Source organism: Microbacterium sp. Se5.02b, assembly GCF_019464375.1.
GTDB lineage: Bacteria > Actinomycetota > Actinomycetes > Actinomycetales > Microbacteriaceae > Microbacterium.
Map to the genome: position 1 here is coordinate 3618652 of NZ_CP080491.1, position 22506 is coordinate 3641157.

Consider the following 22506-nt stretch of genomic DNA (forward strand, 5'->3'; position numbering starts at 1 on the left):
AGTTCGGGTGAGAAATGGGGTGTGTCGACACTCAAGAGAGACCTCGGGCTAGGTATCGGTAAGAAACGTCGCCCGTGGGGGCGATCGTGACATGTTACCTTCCACCTCTCCGAGATGGCGAGTCGACCTCCGGGGCCGTCGTGCCGCACTGCGGCCGGGAACCCCTCGCACACGACGAACGCCCCCCGATCGGGAGGCGCGTTCGTCGAACCGTCGAGATCAGCCCTCGATGTGCCGCTCCTCTGGACCGTCGTAGTGCGAGAGCGGACGGATGAGAGCGTTGGCTCCGGCCTGCTCGATCACATGCGCCGTCCATCCGGTCACGCGCGCCGCCACGAACAGCGGAGTGAAGGTGAGCGTGTCGAAGCCGATGAGGTTGTACGCGGGCCCCGAGGGGTAGTCCAGGTTCGGGTAGATGCCCTTGCGCGCCACGAACTCCGACTCGAGCGCGTCGTACAGCGCGGCGACGTCCGGGCGGTCGTAGTGCTCCACGAGGGTGTCGAGCGCCGCCTTCATGGTCGGCACCCGCGAGTCGCCCTTCTTGTAGACGCGGTGCCCGAAGCCCATGATCTTGCGCTTCTCGGCGAGCGCCTTGTCGAGCCAGGGCCCCACGTTCTCGGCCGAGCCGATGTCGTCGAAGATGTGCAGCACGGCCTCGTTCGCACCGCCGTGCAGCGGCCCCTTGAGCGCACCGATCGCGCCGACGACCGCCGAGTAGATGTCGCTCAGGGTCGAGGTGATGACGCGCGCGGTGAACGTCGAGGCGTTGAAGGAGTGCTCGGCGTACAGGATCATCGACCGGTTGAACGCGTCCACCACGACGTCGTCCGCCTCCTCGCCGAACGTCATCCAGAGGAAGTTCGCGGAGTAGTCGAGGTCGTCCCGCGGGGCGATGATCTCCTGCCCGCGACGGCGACGCTGACCGTAGGCGACGATCGCGGGCAGTGCCGCGAACAGGCGGATGCTGCGCTCGAGGTTCTGCTCCGGGCTGCCGCCGGCGTCGAGCACCGAACCGCCCGCACCGGGGTCGGAGGCGCCGATCAGGCTGACCGCGGTGCGGACCTCGTCCATCGGATGCGCCTCCAGCGGCACGAGGTCGATCGCGGCCTTGACGTTGTCGGCGAGCGCGCGGTGCTTCCGCTCGTCGAGACGGAACGCCGCGAGCTCTTCGGGCGTCGGCAGCTCGCCGTTCCAGAGGAGGTAGGCGACGGCCTCGAACGGCTGCGTATCGGCCAGCTCCTGCACGGGATATCCGCGGTACAGCAGGCTGTTGGTGTCGGGGTTGACCTTCGAGATCGCGGTCGTGTCGACGACGACGCCCGCAAGGCCTTTCTTGATGTCCGGCTCGGTCATGGTCACTCCTTCGTGATGGTGAAGTTGAAGACGCCGGAGTCGAAGTGGTTGTACGACTCGTAGTCGATCAGGTCGTAGAGATCGGCGCGATGCTGCATCTCGCCGAGCTTCGAGGTCAGATGTCCCTCGTCGTTCAGCGTATCGAGCGCACGGCCTGCCGCCCCCATCGAGATGCGCAGCAGCGACACCGGCCAGATGACGAGGTTCACACCCGCGTCCCGCAGCTGATCGACGGAGAACAGCTCGCTCTTGCCGAACTCGGTCATGTTCGCCAGGATCGGCACCTCGAGCGCCTCTGCCATGGCCTCGAACTCGGCGAGCGTGCGCATGGCCTCGGGGAAGATCGCGTCCGCCCCCGCATCGACCAGTGCCTTGGCGCGGTCGATCGCGGCGTCCAGACCGTCGATCGCGCGGATGTCGGTGCGCGCCATGATGAGGAAGTTCGGGTCGCGCCGGGCGTCAGCGGCGGCCCGGATGCGCTTGATCGCGGTGTTCTCGTCGACCACGGCCTTGCCGTCGAGGTGGCCGCACCGCTTGGGATTGATCTGGTCCTCGATGTGCGTGCCCGCGAGACCCGCGTCTTCGAGCTCCTGGATCGTGCGGGCGACGTTCATCGGCTCGCCGAAGCCGGTGTCGGCGTCGACGATCGCGGGAAGGTCGGTCATGCGGGCGATCTGCTTCGCCCGACCGGCGACCTCGGTCAACGTCGTGAGGCCGATGTCGGGCAGCCCCAGGTCGGCGGAGAGCACGGCGCCGGAGATGTAGACGCCGTCGAAGCCCTTCTGCTCGATCAGGCGGGCGCTCAGCGGGTTGAAGGCGCCGGGGAAGCGCAGCAGCTCCCCGCTGGCCAGACGCTCACGGAACAGCCTCCGCTTGTCGGCCGGTGTGACGGTGGAGTACAGCATCAGAACAGCCCCTGGGGAGCCGGAGCGGCATCGAGCACGCCGGGCTTCGCGACGATCGAGAGCTCTCCGACCTCGGCCGCCGTGAGTTCGGGCAGGCGCTGCACGAGGGCGAGGAACCGCTCGATCTCGGCGGGTTCGAGCACGGGTTCTGCGAGCAGACGGAACTTCGCGATGTAGTTCTCGCGCGCGAACGGACGAGCTCCCAGCGGATGCGCGTCGGCCACGGCGATCTCGTCGACCACGGTCGAGCCGTCGGTCAGCCGGATCTCGACGCGACCGCCGAACGCCTTCTCATCCGGGTCCTCGGAGTGGTAGCGGCGCGTCCACTCGGCATCCTCGGCCGTGGTGATCTTGTGCCACAGCGCGACCGTGTCGGCACGGCCGGCGCGCTCGGGGGCGTAGGAGTCGACGTGGTGCCAGCCGCCGTCCTGCAGTGCCACCGCGAAGATGTACGGCACCGAGTGGTCGAGCGTCTCGCGCGACGCGGTCGGGTCGTACTTCTGCGGGTCGTTCGCGCCGGAGCCGATCACGTTGTGCGTGTGGTGGCTGGTGTGGATGACGATGGACTCGATGTTCGCGGGGTCGCGCAGCGCCGGGTTCTCGATCCCGAGCTTGCGGGCGAGGTCGATCAGCGCCTGGGCCTGGTACTCGGCCGAGTGCTCCTTCGTGTACGAGTCGAGGATCGCGCGCTTGGGCTCGCCCGCGGCGGGCAGCGGCACCTCGTAGGCGGCGTCCTTGCCGTCGAGCATCCAGGCGATCACACCGTCTTCGCCTTCGTAGATCGGCGCGGGGCTGGTCTGTCCGCGCATCGCCCGGTCGACCGCCTCGACGGCCATCTTGCCCGCGAAGGCCGGGGCGTGCGCCTTCCAGGTCGAGATCTCGCCCTTGCGGCTCTGACGCGTGGCGGTCGTGGTGTGCAGGCCCTGTCCGACGGCCTGGTAGATCGTCTCGACATCGAGGCCGAGCAGGGTGCCGATGCCGGCGGCGGCCGACGGGCCGAGGTGGGCGACGTGGTCGATCTTGTGCTTGTGCAGGCAGATCGCGCGCACCAGGTCCATCTGGATCTCGTAGCCGGTCGCGATGCCGCGCACGAGCGCCCGCCCGTCCTTGCCGGTGTGCTGCGCGACCGCGAGGATCGGCGGGATGTTGTCGCCGGGGTGCGAGTACTCGGCGGCGAGGAACGTGTCGTGGTAGTCGAGCTCGCGCACGGCGACGCCGTTGGCCCACGCCGCCCACTCCGGGCTGGTGCGGTGGTCGAGTTCGGCACCGAAGAGGTTCGCGCCGACGCCGCCGGTCGAGACGGGGTGACGGAAGGCCTGTGCGCGGGCCGCGTTGATCGGGGCACGGGTGAGCGAGGCCGCTGCGACCGACGCGTTGTCGATGATGCGGTTGATGATCATGTCGACGACATCCTGCTCGACCTCGACGGGGTCGGCCGCGACCTCGGCGATCTTCCAGGCCAGCTGGTCTTCACGGGCGAGGTTCTCGTCGCTGCGGTGCACGCGGACGTGGTGGGTGACGGTCATGAGCGTCCTTCGCTGTTGTGGGGAGAGTCGTCGGGGAGGGAGTCGAGGATGCCGGCGAGCGCGTTGTGCAGGTGCACGTGCGTGGCATGAGCGGCGAGGTCGCCGTCACGCGCCGCCAGGGCTTCGGCGATGGTGCGGTGCTCGGCGGCGGAGGCCGCGAGGCGGGCGGGCTTGTCGCGGGCCATGCGGCGCACGCGCACCAGGTGCGTGCGCACGGTCCGCAGGGCGGAGGCGATGTAGTCGTTGTCGACCGCGGCGTCGAGTGCGGCGTCGAAGCGGGCGATGAGCGCGTAGTACGCATCGCGGCCTTCGGCGGCGTGGAGGTCGACGTGCGCGAACTCGTCCGCGAGGGCGGCGAACAGTGCGGAATCCCCCGCGTGCGGCGGCGAGGCGGGCCGAACTCTCCTCGAGTGCTCGGCGGATCTCGAAGAGCGAGCGGATGTCGTCGGCGTCCAGATCGGCGACGACCGTGACCCGCGGCGACTGCTGGACCACGAGGCCGTCGGCAGCGAGACGGCGCAGCGCCTCACGCATGGGCGTGCGGCTCACGCCGAGCCGTTCGGCCTGCTCGACCTCGCCCAGCACGGCGCCGGCAGCCAGCACACCCGACTGGATGTCGTCCAGCAGGGCCGTGTACGCGCGATCGCTCGCGGAGGTCCGCTCAGCGGGAAGGGTCATGCCCTCAGTGTATACATAAAGCGGATTCGAGTGCTGCTTTTCCTCGCGGTCACGTTCCGGCGTATACATTCTCCGCTCGCCCTGCAGGGGAGAGGGACGTCAGGGTGGCGGTGCGACGGGTTCGCCGAGCTTGACCACGACGACGCCGACGAGGACGAGCACCCCGCCGAGCGCTTGCAGCAGGTCGGGGAGCTGCCCGAGCAGCAGCCACCCGAACACGAGCGCGGCGACGACCTCGGCGAGCGCGACGAACGAGGCGAGCCGGGATCCGAGCATCCGCGTCGAGGCGATCCCGAGCCCGTACGCGAGCGCGGTCGCGATGACACCCATCGCAAGGACAGGGGCGAACCACGGCACGCTGCCGAATCGGTAGGAGACGTCATCCGTCGTCCACGCGATCGGGAGCACTCCGACAGCGCCGGCGAGCGCGAGGGCGACGGCGCCGAGCAGCAGACCACTGCCGGCGAGGGCGATGGGCGGCAGCCCCGTGTCTGCCCTGGCGGAGAGCACGAAGTAGGTGGCCGCCCCCACCATGGCCCCGAGCGCCCACAGGATGCCTGGCACGTTCACATCGGCACCGGTGACGACGTCGAGCATGAGCACCAACCCGACGAAGGCGATCACCGCCCCGATGACGCTCTTTCTGCTCGGCCGTTCGCCTCGGCGCAACCACAACCACAGCAGCACGGCGATCGGAGCGGTGTATTCGACGAGCAGCGCGATGCCGACATCCATCACCGCGACGGCCTGGAAGTAGAAGAGCTGGGTGGCGGCCACCGCGAGCAACCCGTAAGCGAGGATCATGCCGAGGTTGCGCCGCAGGAGGCCCCAGCGGCCTCGGAGCGCCAGGATCGTCGGGACGAGGAGTACGACGGCGGCGACCCAGAGACGCGCGGTGACCGCCGCCCCGGAGTCCATCCGGCGTCGATCAGGCCGCGCGCCCACCCGCCGGACATGCCGAACGAGAACGCGGCGGCGATCGCGAGCGGCATTCCGAGTCGCACCTCTCGCACGGAAACCACCGCCGTGTCACTCGCCAACCCACTCATGATCGATGACGCTACGCGCGCCGCCGGTAAGATGTCAACATGATCTTCACCGATGACACGGAAGAGGCTCTGCGGGCCGCCGTCTGGCTGGTGAACTCCGCCGAGGAGCCGGACACGCTGGCCGACCTCGACGACGAGGCCGCATTCCTCCGGGAGTTCCCCTACACCGGGCGGCTCGATCGCGACGATCGGGAGCTCTCCGCTCTCCGACACCTGCGCCCGCGCCTGCGCACGATGCTGCTCGCCCGACGCGACGAGATGGCCGAGCGGGTCAACGACGCGCTGGCCGAATCACGCCTCACTCCCCGACTGCGCCGCCACGACGGCGCCGACTGGCACCTGCACGCCGTCGCCGATGAGCAGCCGTTGGCCGAGCGCATCCTGATCGAGACCGCGATGGCGCTGATCGATGTCATCCGCGCCGACGAGGATCGCGCCTCAGCGTGTGCGAGGACGACACCTGCCTGTCCATCGCGCTCGACCTCTCGCGCAACCGCTCGAAGAGGTACTGCTCGACCACATGCGCGAACCGCAACGCCGTCGCCGCGTATCGTGCACGCCGCGCGACACCGGCACACTGAGTCGCCTCGTCCGTCGCCGACGTCGACACGACCAAACATCCGATGTCTATACTGGCAACGACATGGGCCGCGGCGTCGCGGCCTCCCGATCGATCAGGAGAATCATGAAGTTCGCGCGGCTCGGCACCCTCGGCTCGGAGATCCCCGTCCTCGTGGAGGACGACCGTTACCTCGACCTTCGTCCCGTGACATCCGATGTCAACGGCGACTTCCTCGAGAGCGACTTCGTCTCTCGTGTCGCGTCGGCGCGTGACGCCGGCCAGTTGGCCGAACTCCCTGATGCCGCCACGATGCGCATCGGCGCCCCCATCGCCCGTCCCAGCGCGGTGATCTGCATCGGGATGAACTACGCCGCGCACGCCGCGGAATCGGGCTCGGAGCCGCCGACCATCCCGATCCTGTTCCTGAAGACCCCGAACACCGTCGTCGGGCCCAACGACCCCGTGACGATCCCGCGGGGCAGCGAGAAGACCGACTGGGAGGTCGAGCTCGGCATCGTGATCGGCGCCCGCGCCGCGTACCTGGACTCCCCTGCGGACTCGCTCGCGCACGTCGCGGGTTTCGTCACCGCGAACGACGTCTCCGAGCGCGCGTTCCAGATCGAGGTGTCGGGCGGACAGTGGTCCAAGGGCAAGATCGCCCCGGGGTTCAACCCCACCGGCCCGTGGCTGGTCACCCCCGACGAGGTCGACCACCAGGCGCTCGGCCTGCGCAGTTTCGTCAACGGAGAGCCGCGGCAGGACTCGAACACGAGCGACATGATCTTCACGGTCGAGCACATCGTGCATCACCTGTCGCAGTACGTGACCCTCGAGCCGGGCGACCTGATCCTCACCGGCACTCCGCAGGGTGTCGCACTTTCGGGCAGGTTCCCCTACCTCGCCGCGGGCGATGTGGTCGAGATCGAGATCGACGGCCTGGGCCGTCAGCGCCAGGAGTTCGTCGCCTGGGAAGCCCGGCGATGACCGGATCGCTGGAGGGGCTGGTCGCTATCGTCACGGGCGGCTCCTCCGGCATCGGTGCGGCGATCGCTCGGCGTCTGGATGCCGACGGAGCGACCGTCGCGGTGCTCGACCGCGGCCGCTCGGCTGCCTCCCCCGCGTTTCCCACCTTCGTGGCTGACGTCTCGGACCGTGCGAGTGTCGACGCCGCGGTGGCTCGCGTCGCCGAGGCGTTCGGCCGCATCGACATCGTCGTGAACAACGCCGGAGTCGGCGCACAGGGCGATGTCACCGCGAACGACGACGACGAGTGGGCGCGCGTGCTCTCGGTCAATGTGACCGGCATCGCCCGCGTGACCTCGGCGGCCCTCCCCTGGCTGCGGCAGTCGCCGTCCGCCGCCGTATGCAACACGGCATCCGTCGCGTCCACGATCGGCCTCCCTCAGCGCGCGCTGTACAGCGCCTCGAAGGGCGCCGTGTCGGCGCTGACCCGCGCGATGGCCGCCGATCACCTGCGCGAAGGCATCCGCGTCAACGCCGTCGATCCCGGCACCGCCGACACCCCTGGGTGAGTCGACTGCTCGACGCGTCCGCGGATCCGGCGGCGGAACGCTCCGCGCTCGAAGCACGGCAACCCCACGGCCGCCTGGTCGACCCCGACGAGGTCGCCGCTGCCGTCGCCTATCTCGTGAGCCCGGAGGCGGGTTCCACCACGGGCGTCGCCATCGAGGTCGACGGCGGCATGTCACGGCTGAGACTCCGCTCGGAGTGAGCACGGCACTCGACCACTCCGACTTCGGATCCCGCACCAGGAGGACGCCATGGCAGTGACAGACGACGCGATCGCGAAGATCAAGGCGATGATCGTGTCGGGCGAGCTGGCCCCGGGCGATCGCCTTCCCCCGGAGAAGGAGCTGTCCGAACGGCTCGGCCTCTCCCGGAGCTCCATGCGCGAGGCGGTCAAGGCGCTGGAGGTCATCCGTGTGCTCGATGTGCGCCGGGGCGACGGCACCTACGTGACGAGTCTCGAGCCGCATCTGCTGCTCGAGGCCGTCTCGTTCGTCGTCGACATGCACGACGACGACTCGATGCTCGAGATCTTCGCCGTTCGCCGGATGCTGGAGTCGCAGGCTTCAGGCCTGGCCGCCACTCTCGGCTCGGACGAGCAGATCGCGGCATTGCAGCGTGAGGTCGACGGGGTCGACGCCTCGGTCGACATCGACGAGCTCGTCGACCACGACATCCGATTCCACCGCGACATCGTGGAGATGGCCGGCAACGCCTATCTCGCGAGCCTGATCGAGCACATGAGCAGTCAGACGGTCCGCGCCCGCGCCTGGCGGGGTCTCACCGAGGCCGATGCGCTCGACCGCACGCTGTCGGAGCACCGGGCGATCGCCGACGCCATCGCGAGGCGCGACCCGGCGCTGGCCACCTCTCTGACCACCGCGCACATCGCCGGGATCGAACGCTGGCTGCGTCACGCGACCTCGCTCTGATCGTCGCCGTTCGCGCTCAGGAGAGGGGCTGTCGAGGGCGTCGCCCCGGGTGTACGGTCGCCGCATGATCACCGACGATCCCACCCTCACCAACCCCGACCATTACCGCACGCTCTGGGAGAACGAACACGTCCGCGTGCTCGAATACACCGACGTGCCCGGCGACAAGACGACGCCGCACGACCATCCGAACAGCGTCATGATCACCCTCAGCGATTTCTCGCGACGTCTCAGCGCGGGAGAGCGGACATTCGACACCGCGCTGCCCACCGGACAGGCCGTGTGGATTCCCGCACAGCGTCACTCGGGTGAGAACACCGGGACGACGCCGACGCACACCATCCTCGTCGAGCTCAAGGGTGACGCGGCCGGCGATCCCACCTCCGCCTACCTGGGACCCGATCGGCCAGCGCAGTCGTGAACCGCACGAGCGGAGAGGATACGCTCGATCGGTGACCTCCTGGACCAGCACCGCCATCGCCCTGCTGGAAGCCGATGCGAACCGCAGCGCCGACACGCACCTGCACCTGTTCCCCCTGCCGCCGGAATGGGGCATCGACCTGTACCTCAAGGACGAGTCCGTGCATCCGACCGGGTCGCTCAAGCACCGCCTCGCGCGCTCGCTCCTCCTCTACGGCCTGGTCAACGGACGCATCAGGGAGAACTCGACGCTCGTGGAGTCGTCGAGCGGGTCGACCGCCGTCTCCGAGGCGTACTTCGCACGGATGCTGGGCCTGCCGTTCATCACGGTCGTCCCCCGGTCGACCGTGCAGGAGAAGATCGACCTCATCGAGTTCTACGGCGGCACCTGCCACTTCGTCGACCGCGCCGAAGACATGTCCTCCGAGGCGCAACGGCTCGCCTCGGACTGCACGGGCCACTACCTCGACCAGTTCACGTTCGCGGAACGCGCGACCGACTGGCGCGGCAACAACAACATCGCCGAGAGCGTGTTCAGCCAACTCGCACAGGAGCGGCACCCGATCCCCCGGTGGATCGTGACCGGCGCGGGCACGGGCGGCACCAGCGCGACCTTCGGACGCTACGTGAAGTACCGGAGGCATGAGACACGGATCGCCGTGGTCGACCCTGAGGGCTCGGCCTTCTACGACGGGTGGGCCGGCACCGTGGATCCCCCGGTCGGACGCCCCAGCCGCATCGAGGGCATCGGCCGCCCCCGCGTCGAGGCCTCGTTCGTGCCGACCGTGATCGACGAGATGATCCGCGTCCCCGATGCGGGCTCGATCGCTGCGATCCGGCTGCTGCGCGAACACACCCTGCACTGGGCAGGAGGCTCGACCGGCACCAACCTGTACGGCGCGTTCCAGCTCATCGCGCGCATGCGTGCCGCGGGCGAGACCGGCAGCGTCGTGACACTCATCTGCGACAGCGGCGTCCGTTATGCGAACACCTACTACTCCGACGAGTGGGTGGCCGCGCAGGGCTGGGACCTCGACCCGCACCGTGCGCGGATGGAACGCTTCCTCACGGACGGCCTCTGGGTCGAGTGAGCACTGCGGGCTACGCTGGCCGCATGACAACTCTGATCCTCACCGTCGCGGGTGCAGACCGTCCTGGCCTCGTGGCCGCCGTCGCCGATGTGGTCGATTCCCACGGGGGCAACTGGGAGAACAGCTCGCTGGCGGAACTGGCCGGCACGTTCGCGGGAGTGATCGAGGTGTCGGTCGCCGACGACAGGTCCGACGAGTTGGCCTCGGCGCTGCGTGGGCTCCAAGGCCAGGGACTCCTCACGGTCGCCGTGCTCACGGGGGCACCCGAGCGAGGGGCCGACGACGATCAGGTGCTCGAGATCCAGGTGCTCGGCAACGACCGGCCGGGCATCGTTCGAGAGGTGTCCGGCGTGCTGAACGCGCACGCGCTGAGCATCGAGGAGCTCGCGACCGAGACACGGGATGCCGCGATGGCGGGTGGCCGACTCTTCGAGGCGTCGGTCGTGGCCAAGGTGCCGGCCTCCGTCGATCTGGATGCTCTGCGCAGCGACCTCGAACGCCTCGCGACCGAGATCCAGGTCGACATCACCCTCGGCTGAGGCCGTCCCTCCCCTCTCACCTAGTCCCCGCTTTCGCGCCGCGACTCCGCCTTGCCGGCGTCGGCAGGGGCCGGATCGTGCATCAGGGGCCGGGTCGGTGCGAGGCCGACATTCAGACCGGGCGCGAAGGATCAGCCTTCGCCCCCTCGCCGGCCAGACGGCTTAGCCGAGAGCCTGCCCAGAAACCAACCAGCAGCATGCCCACGCCACCGACGATCACGGATGCCACAGAGAGGTTGGTGATCGCGTAGGTCGTCTGGATGGGATCGGCGAACGCCATCGACGGAATGCCCGCCCATCGAACTCGATCCGCAACGAGACCCACACCCGCCCCCAGCGTCAAGACGACACCGAGAACACCGCTGATCCGTTCAGCGCGCTCTTTGAACACCACGTCGCCCCTCGCTTACTGTCGCTACCCAGACCCACTCCGTGGGGAACACCTATTGAATCATAGATGGTATAACGTTACATTTTTCGTGTTGAAGGAGATCGAAGGAGATGGATCCATGAGGCGACTTCGCCACACGAAGAAGCTGCTCGTAGCGAGCTTGGTGCTCGTATCCGTGGCAGCCGGGGCAATGCCTGCGCAAGCGACCGACTACTGGTGGCCGTATGCGACCACGGCATCGAAACCAAAGAACGTGGTCATTCAAAGCGACGTCGCTCTGTACATTGCTGGGGTGAAGGGGCACGCCAGCGGTGGCGGCGGATGGGATGTCACCTTCCGGATCCAGACGGTATCCGCGACTGCTTCCTACTTGTACAACTGGGGGGAGGCACCTGGGTGGGGTGTCGTCAACTACGGTTTCGCACAGCTCGGCCCGAACACGGCGCGGTCCAGCTGCCTATGGAAGACACGTGACGCAGTCACGGGGTCAGTCCCGCTTAGTTGCTCGTACTTGGGAACCCCTCAAGGACAGATCGCCCGCGCAGACTCTCACCCGGCGTCGCCCATCCCCCAGTTGCAGGATGAACAGCTTCAACTTCGGGCGGAGCATTCCCCCTTCCCCCAATACGTGAGCGATGAGTTCACCCAGACATACGCCGACCCGACCCTTCTTCAGGCCGAGAACGGAGTGGCCTACTGGTCGGCAACGGACGAAGCCGGAAACACCTGCATGATTCAAGCGGTCGACGAGGGTGGCCTATTCGGAGCAGCATGCGCGAGCGATACTGACTTCGCTTCGCACGGCGTCGGCCTCGCGCTTGGCTCCTCTGACTCCGACACCCCGGTCGCCGATGCGTATCTGTTCCCCGAATCCGTCTCGAGCGCTGTCGTGAACGACAGTTCGACCGATGTCACCAGCCGAGGGTCAGCCATTGCGGCCGAAGTGTCGGGGGAACTCGTCGTCCTTCGCGGCCACGCAGATAGCGTGACGGTTCGCGGAGCCTCCGGCGAGACCTACGACGTCCCGGGACTCGGCTAGCCGGATACCTCCGGGTCGGCACTGGTTACGCGTAGCGCCGACCCGCCCCTCGCCGCACGAACCGGCCCCCTGCGAACATCCGCAGGGGGCCGGATCGTGCATCAGGGGCCGGGTCGGTGCGAGGCCGACGTTCAGACCAGCCGTGACTTCGGAGACACCGAATACGTGCTCTCGGCGTCGCGGTTCACGGTGTCACCGAGGGCGGTGTCGATCGCGGCGAGGGTGTCGGCGTCGAGCTTCACACCCGAGGCCTTGACCGTCTCGGCGAGCTGCTCCGGACGGGAGGCGCCGACCAGGGCAGCCGCCACGTTCGGGTTCTGCAGCACCCATGCGATGGCGAGCTGCGGCATCGACAGCCCCGCCTGCTCGGCGATCGGCTTGAGGCGCTGGACCGCCGTGAGGATGTCGTCTCTGAGGAAGCTCTTGATGAAGTCGGCGCCGCTGTGCGGGTCGGTCGCGCGCGAGCCGTCGGGCACCGGCTGACCGGGGAGGTACTTGCCGCTGAGCACGCCCTGCGCCATCGGCGACCACACGATCTGCGAGATGCCGAGCTCTTCGGACGCGGGCACGACCTTGCCCTCGATCACACGCCACAGCATCGAGTACTGCGGCTGGTTCGAGATGAGCTGGATGCCGAGCTGCGTGGCGAGAGCGTGCCCTTCGCGCAGCTGTTCGGCCGTCCACTCCGAGACGCCGATGTAGAGCGCCTTGCCCTGACGGACGACGTCGGCGAAAGCCTGGAACGTCTCCTCCAGCGGGGTCTCGTAGTCGAAGCGGTGCGCCTGGTACAGGTCGACGTAGTCGGTGCCGAGGCGCTGCAGCGAGCCGTTGATCGACTCGAAGATGTGCTTGCGGCTCAGACCGGTGTCGTTCGGGCCCTTCGGTCCGGTCGGGAAGTACACCTTCGTGAAGATCTCCAGACCTTCGCGGCGCTGCCCTTCGAGGGCCTTGCCCAGCACGACCTCCGCCGCGGTGTTCGCGTACGTGTCCGCCGTGTCGAAGGTGGTGATTCCCGCGTCCAGGGCGGCGTGCACGGTCTTGACCGCGGCGTCGTCTTCGACCTGAGAGGCATGGGTGACCCAATTGCCGTACGTGATCTCCGAGACCTTGAGACCGCTGTTGCCGAGATAGCGATAGTTGACCATGGATCAACGCTACTGGCTGCCTGCGACGGCAGGGCCGGGCTCGGCCGGTCGCCGACGCGCGGCCGTCACGATCGCTCCCACGAAGAGGGCGATCGCGGCGAGGGCGCTCACGACATACAGCGGCCGCGCCCACGGCGAATAGTCCGCGCCGCCGATGCCGAACGTGTCGGCGAGCGCCATGCCCGCACCGAACGATGCGACGAAGTACCCGATCGCACCGAGCATCAGGAGCACGAGGAACCCCGTCGCGACGACCAGCGGATGCGCCCGCGTGAGGACGGCGAAGAGTGCGAGGCCGACGGCCAGAGCCACCCCGATGCCGAGGATCGCGAACGCCGGCATCGGCATCAGGCTCTCCCCCGCTTCCGACATCTCGAATCGGATCTGCGCGAGCGTGAGACCAGGGGCGGCGGCGAGCGGATTGAGCACCAGGATCTGCACCGCGGCGAGTGTCGCGTAGGCGACGACGGCGAGTACGCCGACGATCGATATCCACAAGGTCGTGCGCAACGTCACTGTCATGCGGGTCATCCTAGGAAGCCATCCCGAGAGTCTCCCGATATTCTCGCCAGGCTGCTCCGAGCCGGCGGATGCCTTCCGCGAGCACGTCGTCGGGGGCGGTGAAGGGGATGCGGATGTGATCGTCGGGAGAGGCCGACACCGCGAAGGCGGCGCTTCCGGCGATCGAGACCCCATGCGTGGCGGCGACCCTGACGAGGGACGCCGCCGACCCCGCCGGCGGCCGGACCCAGAGCGAGAGTCCACCGCGGGGAGGCTCGACGTTCCAGTCGGGCAGGTGCTCCGCCATCAACGCCTCCAGCAGACGCAGCCGCTCCTGGTGGATGCGGCTGTTCGCCCGACGGAGGTCGTCGGCACGGGCGATCAGGTCGAGTGCGAGCAGCTGACCGGGCACACTCGTGGACTGATCGGCGAGCTGCCGAGCGCCGCGGAGCCGACGCACCAGCACGGGGTCGGCGCGCAGCCACCCGATCCGCAACCCTGCCCACACCCACTTCGAGACCGACTCGACGACGATGATCGGCGCATCGGCGCGTTCGGCGGCGAGGGAGGGAGGCACGACGCCGTCGAACGAGATGCCCGCCAGCACTCGGTCTTCGATCACGGGAACCCCGTACCGGGCTGCGAGCTCCGCGACGCGATGCCGGGCGGCCGCGGGCAGCCGCGTTCCCGTGGGGTTCTGGTGGTGCGGGTTGAGGGCGATGAGCACGGGCCGCAGCCGTGCGATGGCCTGCTCCAGAGCATCGACGTCGAGCCCGTCGTCACCCATCGGGACACCGTGCACCGTGCCCCCACGCAGACCCACCGAGTCGGTGACACCCGGCCAGGTGATCTCTTCCGCGAGAACGATGTCGCCAGGACCGACGAGCGCGTTGACGACGAGGCTGATGGCCTGCTGCGCGCCGTGCGTGACGAGGATCTGCTCCGGCGTGGTCGGCGTGCCCTCCGCGCCGTACATGTCGGCGATCAGGGTCCGCAGCGCAGGGAGGCCCGCGGGGTCGGTCTCCGGCAGCAGCGCGAGGTCGAGGCGCGGTGTGTGCTCGCGGATGAGCTGCACCCCGAGGTCGGAGATCTGCGGCACGGTGCGCAGCAGGTCGATCGCATTGGGCAGTGCGGAGAACAGCGCCTCTCCCCTGCCGGGACGCTGCACCGGGGTGACTGCTACCGCTGCTCCGGCGATACGGGTACCGCTGCCCTGACGCCGCTCCACGAGCCCGCTCTCGGCGAGCGCGGCGTAGGCGGCGACCACGGTCCCGCGCGACACCGAGCTCATCGCCGCGAGTGCACGCTCCGCCGGCAGCCGATCTCCCGGTCGCAGTTCTCCGCTCGCGATGAGGCCCTCGATGCCCCGGGCGAGGCGGGCGGCCAGGGTGCCGTCGCCCTGGGTCCAGCGACCGAGTCGTGCCGACAGGGCCTCGGACGAGACCTCGCCCGCGTGCACGAGCGCGGGCACCCGCGCCGGAACCGTGGCCGAATCGTGGACCACTGGCCGGACATTGGCCCTGTCATCGCTGCGCATGACATCCGATTCTGGACCAATGAACAGGCCATTGACCACCCACGACGTCGAACTCGGTCCAATCGACCTCGATTGGACCATCATCGAACTGCTCGAATGGCTCAGCAGAGATGACGCACGCCAGCACGACGTGAGCCTTCAGCATCCGCTCGCCCGCATCGAGGCCGCCCTGACCGGGGAGAACTGGTCCCGGACGCCGTCGACGGTCGCCCTGATCCGCGCCCTGACGCTCCTCGCACCCGCTCACGGGTCGACCGTGATCGCGGACATCCTCTTCGCATCGCAGATCCTGCCGAGGGTCGCATAGATGAGATCAGACACTGCGACGCGAGGGCAGGACGGCGACGTCAGGTGGCCTGCGCGGAGGGTGGCGTGGAAGGGGGCGTCGTCACGATCTCTGCGCGGTCACGGAACCCTTCGGCCGTCACCTTGTCGAGCGCGACCTGCCTGCGGATCGCGGCCGCCTTCTCGTACAGGCTCGGGTCGCCATAGCTCGTGAGGACCTTCACCAGCACCGGCAGCAGCTCGATCATGAAGAACAGCGCCGCGATGAGGATGTGCGCCCACAGGATCGCCGGCTCCTTCTCGCTCAACCGGTTCAGGCCGCTGATCTGGCTGAGCAGGCCGACAGCACCCGCGTTGCCCTGCGCGACGGCATCCGCTCGGGCGTTGTACGCCGCGAGCGCCTGATCGTAGGTGTCGCGCGCGGTCGGGAGCTGCGACTTCGCCTGCTCGCGGTTCTGCGCCTCGGACGACGAGGTGTTCTCCTTGGCGGCGGTCCCGGCGGCGGCGAGCTCCTCGTTGGCCGTGCGCAGCTGCGCGGCGAGCGCGTCGTAGGTCTGCTGGGCCTCGGCGAGCTGGGCCTTGGCGGCATCCGAGCTCGCACCCTCGCCGTTGACTCCGGTGCAGCCCGGAACGGTGCCGGCGCCTTCACCCGTCAGCTCGCACTGGTACAGCACCCGTGCCTGATCGATCACGGCCTGCTGCGCCGTCATCTTCGCGGTCACATCGTCGACCGTGGCCTGCGCTGCCGATTCCGTCGCCGATGAGGACTCCGTCCCCGCGACGATGCCGGTCGCGGCCTGGTTCTCGAGCTCGGCGACCTTGGCGGATGCCGCATCGAGCGCGATCTTCTCCGGGCCCGACTCCAGAGCCTCCTGGTCGGACTGCGACTGCGTGATGTTGGTCGACGCGACCTCGCGGGCAATGTCGTTGTGGAAGATCTGGAGCACGAGCGGCTCGGCCACGACGAAGCCGATGATCGCAGCCATGATCACCCGCGGGATCGCGAGACCGATGAGCCGCCAGACGTTGCGCGTCGAACTCATGGTCGAGGTGAGGAAGCGGTCGAGGTTGAAGATGATGAGCGCCCACACGATCGCCAGCGGGACGGCCAGCCAGATCGCCGCCTGCACACCGGTGGTGAGGGCGAACAGCATCGAGATCGCCGAGACGAGGGCGGTGCCGGCGAGGACGAAGAACATCTGCACGAAGCGGGGAGTCTCGCCGGGGACGCGGTCGAGGATCTCGCCCTCCGCCCCTCCGAGGATCGCCAGCGTGCGGGCGCGCGAGCCCGGGGTACGCGCGGCACGCGTGCGGCGGGGCGTGCGGACACGCGGTTCGCGCGCGGGCTTCACCGGTGCGGGCTCGTCGGCCGCGACCGCATCGGCGATCGGGGTCGCCTCGGCAGGATCTGCGACGGGGACCTCGCGGGTGGCGTCGTCGGTGCCGGTGGGCTCGAACTCGCGCAGGAAGTCGAGGTCATCCGTGGCGGCTTCGGGCTCGCTGTCGAGGATGATCCGACCCTGCGAGTCGTAGCGACCCGGTCGATGGGCGGAATAGGGCATCCGAACAATCTACGAAATATCGCCTGTGGATACCGTGGAAAAGTCCTTGGAGCGCCTCACAGGATGCTGGTCAGGCTGCCGGGAGCTGCCGATCCAGGGCCGCGGCGTAGGCGGTGAGGGCGTCGTCGAGCGTGAAGTGCCCTGCTGCGGCGAGCGTGCCCAGGCCGTGGATCTGGCCCCACACGGCGACGACGTCGGTGGGGCGGTCGAGTCCGGCCGCGGCGGCGGCCTCGGCGAGCACGGCCTCGAGCCCGTCGATCAGCGGCGCCATCGTGGCGGTCGGAAACCCGGGGATGCAGACCGTGGGGTCGTAGACGGCGTCGAACGCATGCGGATGCTCGACGGCGAAGCGGATGTACGCCGACCCGCCGTCGGAGAGAGCCGCCCGCGGAGTCGATGCCTGCGCGGCGGCCGCACGGACCTGCGCGAGGAGGTCCGCCATGCTGCGCTCCGCGAGTGCCTTGAGCAGTCCGAGCCGGTCGGAGAAGTGATGGTACGGCGCATTGTGGCTGACGTTCGCGGCCCGCGCGACCTCGCGCAGACTGATCTCCGCGGCCGGCATCCGCTCCAGCAGCTGCATCGCGGCATCCTCGAGCGCACGGGCGAGATCGCCGTGGTGGTAGCCGTCCTTCGAACTTGACATGAGCAACATCCTCTCCTATCTTGACAGTGTCCACCAGCTTGACACTGTCCAGATAGGAATCCGACATGACCGCTCTCGTGATCGACGGCCACCCCGACGCCCGCTCCCTGACCGCCTCGCTCGCGCAGCGGTACTCCCGCGGGCCACGGCGATGCGCGGGTGCTCGCCCTGCGCGACCTCGACTTCGACCCGCACCTGCGCTTCGGCTACCGGGAGCGCATGACGCTCGAACCCGACCTCGTCGATGCGAAGCAGGCTCTGCACGAAGCCGACAGCATCATCGTCGCCACCCCGCTCTGGTGGGGTTCGGTCCCCGCCCTGCTCAAGGGGTTCTTCGACCGCGCCCTGCTGCCGCAGCAGGAGTACCGCTACTCGAAGCTCGGCCTGCCCGAGGGCCTGCTGCCCGCTCGGCGGGGGCGGCTGCTGCTGCTCGCCGACACCCCTGGTTCGCGGTGCCGTTCACCGGGCTGCCGGCGCAGACCCAGGTGGTCCGCAACACGCTGCGCCTGTGCGGTGTGAGCTCGGTGCGCACGACGCGCATGCTCGGGGTCAAGGGCGCGGACACGGCGACCATCGCGCGATGGCTCGACCGGGCCGAGCGACTCGGTGCGAACGACGGCAGTCGCGCGCGGGCGCCTCAGGCCATCGCGGCCGACGCCGCCTCGTCTTCCGTCGTCGCGACCAGCTGACCGCAGGCGCCGTCGATCTCCTTGCCGCGGGTGTCGCGGAGGGTCGTCGGGATGCCGGCGTCGTTGAGCCTGCGCACGAACTCGTTCTGCACGGGGATCTCCGACGACGTCCAGATGGAGCCGGGCGTCGGGTTCAACGGGATCGGGTTCACGTGCACCCAGCCGCGACCGCGCTGGTTGAGCTTCTCGGCCAGCAGATCGGCGCGCCAGGCGTGGTCGTTCATGTCCTTGATCAGCGCGTACTCGATCGAGACCCGCCGGCCGGTCTTGGCGTAGTAGTCGTAGGCGGCGTCGAGGGCCTCGTCGACCTTCCACCGCGAGTTCACCGGGATGAGCTCGTCACGCAGATGGTCGTCGGGCGCGTGCAGCGACAGCGCGAAGGTCACCGGGATGTTCTCGTCGGCGAGCTTCTTGATCGCGGGCACGAGGCCGACCGTTGACACGGTGATGCCGCGGGCGCTCATGCCGAGGCCGTCGGGCTGCGGGGCGACCATCGAGCGCACCGCATCCATGACGCGCTTGTAATTGGCCAGCGGCTCGCCCATGCCCATGAAGACGATGTTCGAGACGCGCTCCATGCTGTGGTCGTCGGCCTTCTTGCCGCCGAGGCCGCCCTCGGCGATCAGGCGGTTCGCGCGCACGATCTGCTCGATGATCTCGGCCGTCGACATGTTGCGGGTCAGCCCGGCCTGCCCGGTCGCGCAGAACGGGCAGTTCATGCCGCAGCCCGCCTGGCTCGACACGCACAGCGTGATGCGGCCCAGGTAGCGCATGAGCACCGACTCGACCAGGGCCCCGTCGTGCAGACGCCAGAGGAACTTGATCGTGTCGCCACGGTCGGTCTCGAGGCGCCGCACCTCGGTGAGCAGCGGCGGCAGGAGCCCGGCCACCAGCTCGTCGCGGATCCCCGCGGGGAGGTCGGTCATCTCGGCAGGGTCCGACGTGTAGTGGCGGAAGTAGTGGGTCGACAGCTGCTTCGCGCGGAAGCCGGGCAGCCCGAGCTCCTTGACCTTCTCGGTACGCTCGGCCGGAGTGAGGTCGGCGAGGTGCACGGGCGGCTTGCCGCGCTTGGGGCTCGCGAACTGCAGGAGCGGACGCCCCTCGGCATCCTTCTGCTGCGTCCAGCCCTCGGTCGCAGGGCGCACCTGGGGCGCACGGGTCTCGCGGATCGCCCCCGAGCGGGACGAGGCGGGCGCTGCCTGTGGCCGCGTCTCGCGCGTGCGGGGGTTCTCGGTCATACCTCCAGGGTACCGGCGCCCGGGTGGGAGACGGCTGGGCCGGACGGCGCCGCTCAGCCGAGCAGGGGTCGCTGCGCCGCGCGCTGCTGCTCGTACTCGGCTCGCGCGCGCTGCGCGGCGGCGGTGCCCGCCACCTCGGCGACCGGCACATCCCACCAGCCCTCCCCGTCGGGCCCGTAGACCAGCGGGTCGCTCTCGATGTGGATGAGCGTCGCCCTGTCGGACGCCTTCGCGGTGCGCATGGCCGCACGCAGGTCGTCGATCGCCGCTGCGCCTGGCGCCACCTCGATCACGTCGATGCCGTAGCTGCGGGCGTTCATGGCGAGATCGACCGGCAGCGGATCGCCGTCCTGGAAACTGCGCGCCTCGGGATCGTAGCTGCGGTACTTCGTGCCGAACCGCTCGGAGCCGACCGTCTCGGACAGGTGCCCGATCGACGCGAACCCCTGGTTCTGGATCAGCACGACGATGACCTTGAGGTTCTCGGCGACGATCGTCGCAAGCTCGGAGCTGAGCATGAGGTACGAGCCGTCGCCGACCATGACCACCACGTCGCGCTCGTCACCCGCCGCCTGGAGTCCCCGCTTGACCCCGAGGCCGCCCGCGATCTCGTACCCCATCGTGGAGAACGCGTACTCCACGTGATAGCCGAGCGGATCGCTCACGCGCCACAGCTTGTGGAGGTCGCCGGGAAGCGATCCCGCCGCCTGCACCACGACGTCGACGTCGGCGACCTCGGCGCGCACCGCCCCGATGATCTCGGGCTGGCCCGGCAGTGCCCGTCCGGTCGGGGCGAGGGCCGCATCGACCACGCCATCCCACTCGCGCTTCTGCGCGGCGACCTCGGCCGCGAGCGCCTCGCTCATCCGCACGCCTTCGAGTCCGGCCGTCAATGCCACGATGGCCTCCCGCGCATCGGCGACGAGCGGGAGCGAGGTGCCGTGCTTATACGCGTCGAACGCCGCGACGTTCACGTTCACGAACACCGCGTCGGGGTGCTGGAAGGCCGTGCGCGACGCGGTCGTGAAGTCGCTGAACCGCGTACCGATGCCGATGATGACATCGGCACGGGCGGCGAGGCGGTTCGCGGCCGTCGACCCCGTCGCACCGATGCCTCCGACGTACTGAGGATGATCCCAGGGCAGCGCGCCACCGCCCGCCTGCGTCGTGCCGACCGGGATCCCGGTGGCCTCCGCAAACGCCCGCAGCGCCTGCTCGGCGCCCGAGTAGATCACCCCACCGCCCGCGACGACCAGGGGGCGTTCGGCACTCCGGATCGCGGCGACGGCCCGGGCGAGCGGTCCGTGCTCGGGCAGCGGGCGACGGATGTGCCACTCGCGGTCCTGCAGGAATTCGAGGGGCACGTCGAGCGCCTCGGCCTGCACGTCCTCCGGGAGTGCGATCGTCACGGCGCCCGTCTCGGCGGGGTCCGTCAGCACACGCATCGCGGCGAGCGCGATCGAGAAGAGCTGCTCCGGGCGCTGCACGCGGTCGAAGAACACCGAGAGCGGACGGAACGCGTCGTTCACGGTCAGCCCGATGTCGTGCGGCCGCTCCAACTGCTGCAGCACGGGGTCGGCGACCCTCGTGGCGAAGGTGTCGCTGGGGAGCAGCAGCGCGGGGAGCCGGTTGGTCGTCGCCAGGGCGGCTCCTGTGAGCATGTTCGTGGCACCGGGACCCACCGACGCGGTGCTGGCGAAGGTGGCGCGTCGACGGTGCATCCGCGCGAAGCCCACGGCCTGATGCACCATCGCCTGCTCGTTGCGGGCCTGGTGGTACGGCATCAGGTCGGGCTGGTCGAGGTTGTACTCCTGCAGCGCCTGGCCGAGACCGGCGACGTTGCCGTGCCCGAAGATGCCGAACATCCCGGGGATCGTCCGCTCCCGGATGTCGCCGTCGACCGTCCACTGGTGCGACAGGAACTCCACGAGGGCCTGCCCCACCGTCATCCGCTTCGTCGGCATCACTGCGCTCCTTCTGCGCGTCCGGAGGATCGTGCGCGATACGGGAGTCGGGGGTCGATGTCCTGCCCGCTCCAGCTGTCCCGCACCCAGGCGTGGGCGGGGTCGTCTGTGATGAGCCAGGCACGATCGCGGTCGGGGCCGGCCATCACGTTGAGGTAGTAGAGGTCGTAGCCGGGCGCGGCGACGGCGGGGCCGTGGTAGCCGAAGGGCACCAACGCGATGTCTCCCGTGCGGACGCGCGCGGCGATGTCGATCTCGCCGGCGGCCGAGGAGTAGGTCGCGAACATCCCGAACGCCGCATCGGCGCGCGCGGGCTCGCCCTCGGCGCGGGTGGGCGCGGCCTCGAAGTAGTAGATCTCCTCGAGCCGCGACTCCCGCCCCGGGAGCTGCTCGTCGTGCTTGTGCGGCGGATACGACGACCAGTTCTCGGCGGGCGTGATGACCTCGCACACGATCAGGCGCTCGGCGTCGAGCGCCTCCGGCGTGCCGAAGTTGTGCACCTGGCGGCTCGATGCGCCGGCGCCGCGCAGCTCCACGGGAGTCTCCTCGGCTCTGACGTACCGGGTCGGATGCACGACGTCGGTGCGCGCGGCGGCGACGGCGAACCGCCCCCGGCCGCGGACGACGGCGGTGGACGCGCAGGACAGATAGAGCACGTCGGTCGGCCCCTCGAACGCCGACGCGCGTCCTGTCAGGACGGTCTCGGAGACGGCTCCGCGCTCGGTGTGCTCCACCGTGAAGGAGCCGGCGAGCGGGACGATGATCCGCTCCACGCCGGTGTCGGCGAGAGCCAGGTTCTCCCCTCGGCGAGCACACCGATGCGGATGGCGGTGTGCTGCCACCCCGGTGTGCGCTCGTCGACCACGCTCTCCCAGCCGTCACGGCCGAGCGTGCCGCGGCGGTGGAACCACTCCCGATCCTCGGTCATGC

General features: G+C 69.2%; 20 protein-coding genes and 4 pseudogenes. 10 read left to right on the top strand and 14 right to left on the bottom strand.

The window, feature by feature from the left end; genetic code table 11:
• Positions 1-219: 219 nt before the first annotated feature.
• The 5 genes and pseudogenes from K1X59_RS18180 to K1X59_RS18200 form a co-directional block, all read right to left on the bottom strand.
• Entirely contained in the window at positions 220-1353 is a 1134-nt protein-coding gene (locus K1X59_RS18180) for a bifunctional 2-methylcitrate synthase/citrate synthase (RefSeq protein WP_183151068.1), read from the bottom strand.
• 2 nt (positions 1354-1355) lie between these two features.
• A complete protein-coding gene (prpB, locus tag K1X59_RS18185; protein WP_220173682.1) occupies positions 1356-2258 on the bottom strand; it encodes a methylisocitrate lyase in 903 nt (300 codons plus the stop codon).
• Complete coding sequence (locus tag K1X59_RS18190) at positions 2258-3784, bottom strand: MmgE/PrpD family protein (RefSeq protein WP_220173683.1); 1527 nt, start codon at positions 3782-3784, stop codon at positions 2258-2260. Before K1X59_RS18190 ends, prpB begins: the two co-directional genes overlap by 1 nt.
• Positions 3781-4462: pseudogene (locus tag K1X59_RS18195) on the bottom strand (GntR family transcriptional regulator). Before K1X59_RS18195 ends, K1X59_RS18190 begins: the two are co-directional and overlap by 4 nt.
• A 99-nt stretch (positions 4463-4561) precedes the next feature.
• Positions 4562-5380, bottom strand: a complete 819-nt coding sequence (locus tag K1X59_RS18200) for a DMT family transporter (protein WP_258566926.1) — start codon at positions 5378-5380, stop codon at positions 4562-4564.
• Between the two features lie 170 nt (positions 5381-5550).
• Between K1X59_RS18200 and K1X59_RS18205 the strand changes: the two are divergent.
• The 7 genes and pseudogenes from K1X59_RS18205 to K1X59_RS18235 all read left to right on the top strand — a co-directional run bounded on the left by K1X59_RS18205 (position 5551) and on the right by K1X59_RS18235 (position 10582).
• A pseudogene (locus K1X59_RS18205) lies at positions 5551-6092 on the top strand (CGNR zinc finger domain-containing protein).
• A 104-nt stretch (positions 6093-6196) separates the two neighbouring features.
• Positions 6197-7057, top strand: coding sequence for a fumarylacetoacetate hydrolase family protein (locus tag K1X59_RS18210; RefSeq protein ID WP_183151072.1), 861 nt, complete (start codon positions 6197-6199; stop codon positions 7055-7057).
• Positions 7054-7805: pseudogene (locus K1X59_RS18215) on the top strand (SDR family NAD(P)-dependent oxidoreductase). The gene K1X59_RS18210 and the pseudogene K1X59_RS18215 overlap by 4 nt, the downstream one beginning before the upstream one ends.
• Before the next feature lie 49 nt (positions 7806-7854).
• Complete coding sequence (locus tag K1X59_RS18220; RefSeq protein WP_183151073.1) at positions 7855-8532, top strand: FadR/GntR family transcriptional regulator; 678 nt, start codon at positions 7855-7857, stop codon at positions 8530-8532.
• A 64-nt stretch (positions 8533-8596) separates the two neighbouring features.
• Positions 8597-8953, top strand: coding sequence for a cupin domain-containing protein (locus tag K1X59_RS18225; RefSeq protein ID WP_202045371.1), 357 nt, complete (start codon positions 8597-8599; stop codon positions 8951-8953).
• Between the two features lie 31 nt (positions 8954-8984).
• Positions 8985-10043, top strand: a complete 1059-nt coding sequence (locus K1X59_RS18230) for a PLP-dependent cysteine synthase family protein (protein WP_183151074.1) — start codon at positions 8985-8987, stop codon at positions 10041-10043.
• Positions 10044-10066: 23 nt separating this feature from the next.
• On the top strand, positions 10067-10582 hold the full coding sequence (locus K1X59_RS18235; RefSeq protein ID WP_183151075.1) for a glycine cleavage system protein R: 516 nt from the start codon (positions 10067-10069) through the stop codon (positions 10580-10582).
• 112 nt (positions 10583-10694) lie between these two features.
• Here K1X59_RS18235 and K1X59_RS18240 read toward each other — a convergent pair whose 3' ends face one another.
• A complete protein-coding gene (locus K1X59_RS18240; protein ID WP_183151076.1) occupies positions 10695-10976 on the bottom strand; it encodes a hypothetical protein in 282 nt (93 codons plus the stop codon).
• 88 nt (positions 10977-11064) lie between these two features.
• Here K1X59_RS18240 and K1X59_RS18245 point away from each other — a divergent pair, with 88 nt between their 5' ends.
• Complete coding sequence (locus K1X59_RS18245) at positions 11065-12012, top strand: hypothetical protein (RefSeq protein WP_220173684.1); 948 nt, start codon at positions 11065-11067, stop codon at positions 12010-12012.
• 131 nt (positions 12013-12143) lie between these two features.
• Here the strand turns inward: K1X59_RS18245 and K1X59_RS18250 are convergent, their stop codons facing one another.
• From K1X59_RS18250 to K1X59_RS18260, 3 genes are read right to left on the bottom strand one after another with little or no spacing between them, the layout of a single operon-like run.
• The gene (locus tag K1X59_RS18250; RefSeq protein WP_183151078.1) at positions 12144-13157 is read right to left on the bottom strand and encodes an aldo/keto reductase family protein; all 1014 of its coding nucleotides are present in this window, start codon (positions 13155-13157) and stop codon (positions 12144-12146) included.
• Between the two features lie 9 nt (positions 13158-13166).
• A complete protein-coding gene (locus K1X59_RS18255) occupies positions 13167-13679 on the bottom strand; it encodes a hypothetical protein (RefSeq protein ID WP_183151079.1) in 513 nt (170 codons plus the stop codon).
• Between the two features lie 10 nt (positions 13680-13689).
• Complete coding sequence (locus K1X59_RS18260) at positions 13690-15195, bottom strand: PLP-dependent aminotransferase family protein (RefSeq protein ID WP_244632174.1); 1506 nt, start codon at positions 15193-15195, stop codon at positions 13690-13692.
• A 19-nt stretch (positions 15196-15214) separates the two neighbouring features.
• Between K1X59_RS18260 and K1X59_RS18265 the strand changes: the two genes are divergently transcribed.
• A complete protein-coding gene (locus tag K1X59_RS18265; RefSeq protein ID WP_183151080.1) occupies positions 15215-15502 on the top strand; it encodes a hypothetical protein in 288 nt (95 codons plus the stop codon).
• A 40-nt stretch (positions 15503-15542) separates the two neighbouring features.
• On the opposite strand, the gene K1X59_RS18270 is transcribed toward K1X59_RS18265, so the two are convergent.
• Both K1X59_RS18270 and K1X59_RS18275 read right to left on the bottom strand, forming a co-directional pair.
• Positions 15543-17042, bottom strand: coding sequence for a DUF4407 domain-containing protein (locus K1X59_RS18270; protein WP_220173685.1), 1500 nt, complete (start codon positions 17040-17042; stop codon positions 15543-15545).
• Between the two features lie 70 nt (positions 17043-17112).
• The gene (locus tag K1X59_RS18275; protein WP_183151082.1) at positions 17113-17685 is read right to left on the bottom strand and encodes a TetR/AcrR family transcriptional regulator; all 573 of its coding nucleotides are present in this window, start codon (positions 17683-17685) and stop codon (positions 17113-17115) included.
• 159 nt (positions 17686-17844) lie between these two features.
• On the opposite strand from K1X59_RS18275, the gene K1X59_RS21990 reads away from it, so the two are divergent.
• Complete coding sequence (locus K1X59_RS21990) at positions 17845-18204, top strand: NAD(P)H-dependent oxidoreductase (protein WP_258566927.1); 360 nt, start codon at positions 17845-17847, stop codon at positions 18202-18204.
• Positions 18205-18322: 118 nt separating this feature from the next.
• On the opposite strand, the gene rlmN is transcribed toward K1X59_RS21990, so the two are convergent.
• The 3 genes and pseudogenes from rlmN to iolB all read right to left on the bottom strand — a co-directional run bounded on the left by rlmN (position 18323) and on the right by iolB (position 22504).
• A complete protein-coding gene (rlmN, locus tag K1X59_RS18285; RefSeq protein ID WP_220173686.1) occupies positions 18323-19612 on the bottom strand; it encodes a 23S rRNA (adenine(2503)-C(2))-methyltransferase RlmN in 1290 nt (429 codons plus the stop codon).
• A 53-nt stretch (positions 19613-19665) separates the two neighbouring features.
• Complete coding sequence (gene iolD / locus K1X59_RS18290; protein WP_244632176.1) at positions 19666-21576, bottom strand: 3D-(3,5/4)-trihydroxycyclohexane-1,2-dione acylhydrolase (decyclizing); 1911 nt, start codon at positions 21574-21576, stop codon at positions 19666-19668.
• A pseudogene (gene iolB, locus K1X59_RS18295) lies at positions 21576-22504 on the bottom strand (5-deoxy-glucuronate isomerase). Before iolB ends, iolD begins: the two are co-directional and overlap by 1 nt.
• Positions 22505-22506 lie beyond the last annotated feature (2 nt).

Excerpts from the sequence above, each read along its gene's own strand:
- K1X59_RS18180 (WP_183151068.1), bottom strand. The coding sequence starts at position 1,353 with ATGACCGAGCCGGACATCAAGAAAGGCCTTGCGGGCGTCGTCGTCGAC.
- prpB (WP_220173682.1), bottom strand. The coding sequence starts at position 2,258 with ATGCTGTACTCCACCGTCACACCGGCCGACAAGCGGAGGCTGTTCCGT.
- K1X59_RS18190 (WP_220173683.1), bottom strand. The coding sequence starts at position 3,784 with ATGACCGTCACCCACCACGTCCGCGTGCACCGCAGCGACGAGAACCTC.
- K1X59_RS18200 (WP_258566926.1), bottom strand. The coding sequence starts at position 5,380 with ATGGACTCCGGGGCGGCGGTCACCGCGCGTCTCTGGGTCGCCGCCGTC.
- K1X59_RS18210 (WP_183151072.1), top strand. The coding sequence starts at position 6,197 with ATGAAGTTCGCGCGGCTCGGCACCCTCGGCTCGGAGATCCCCGTCCTC.
- K1X59_RS18220 (WP_183151073.1), top strand. The coding sequence starts at position 7,855 with ATGGCAGTGACAGACGACGCGATCGCGAAGATCAAGGCGATGATCGTG.
- K1X59_RS18225 (WP_202045371.1), top strand. The coding sequence starts at position 8,597 with ATGATCACCGACGATCCCACCCTCACCAACCCCGACCATTACCGCACG.
- K1X59_RS18235 (WP_183151075.1), top strand. The coding sequence starts at position 10,067 with ATGACAACTCTGATCCTCACCGTCGCGGGTGCAGACCGTCCTGGCCTC.
- K1X59_RS18250 (WP_183151078.1), bottom strand. The coding sequence starts at position 13,157 with ATGGTCAACTATCGCTATCTCGGCAACAGCGGTCTCAAGGTCTCGGAG.
- K1X59_RS18255 (WP_183151079.1), bottom strand. The coding sequence starts at position 13,679 with ATGACAGTGACGTTGCGCACGACCTTGTGGATATCGATCGTCGGCGTA.
- K1X59_RS18260 (WP_244632174.1), bottom strand. The coding sequence starts at position 15,195 with ATGCGCAGCGATGACAGGGCCAATGTCCGGCCAGTGGTCCACGATTCG.
- K1X59_RS18265 (WP_183151080.1), top strand. The coding sequence starts at position 15,215 with ATGAACAGGCCATTGACCACCCACGACGTCGAACTCGGTCCAATCGAC.
- K1X59_RS18270 (WP_220173685.1), bottom strand. The coding sequence starts at position 17,042 with ATGCCCTATTCCGCCCATCGACCGGGTCGCTACGACTCGCAGGGTCGG.
- K1X59_RS18275 (WP_183151082.1), bottom strand. The coding sequence starts at position 17,685 with ATGTCAAGTTCGAAGGACGGCTACCACCACGGCGATCTCGCCCGTGCG.
- rlmN (WP_220173686.1), bottom strand. The coding sequence starts at position 19,612 with ATGACCGAGAACCCCCGCACGCGCGAGACGCGGCCACAGGCAGCGCCC.
- iolD (WP_244632176.1), bottom strand. The coding sequence starts at position 21,576 with ATGCCGACGAAGCGGATGACGGTGGGGCAGGCCCTCGTGGAGTTCCTG.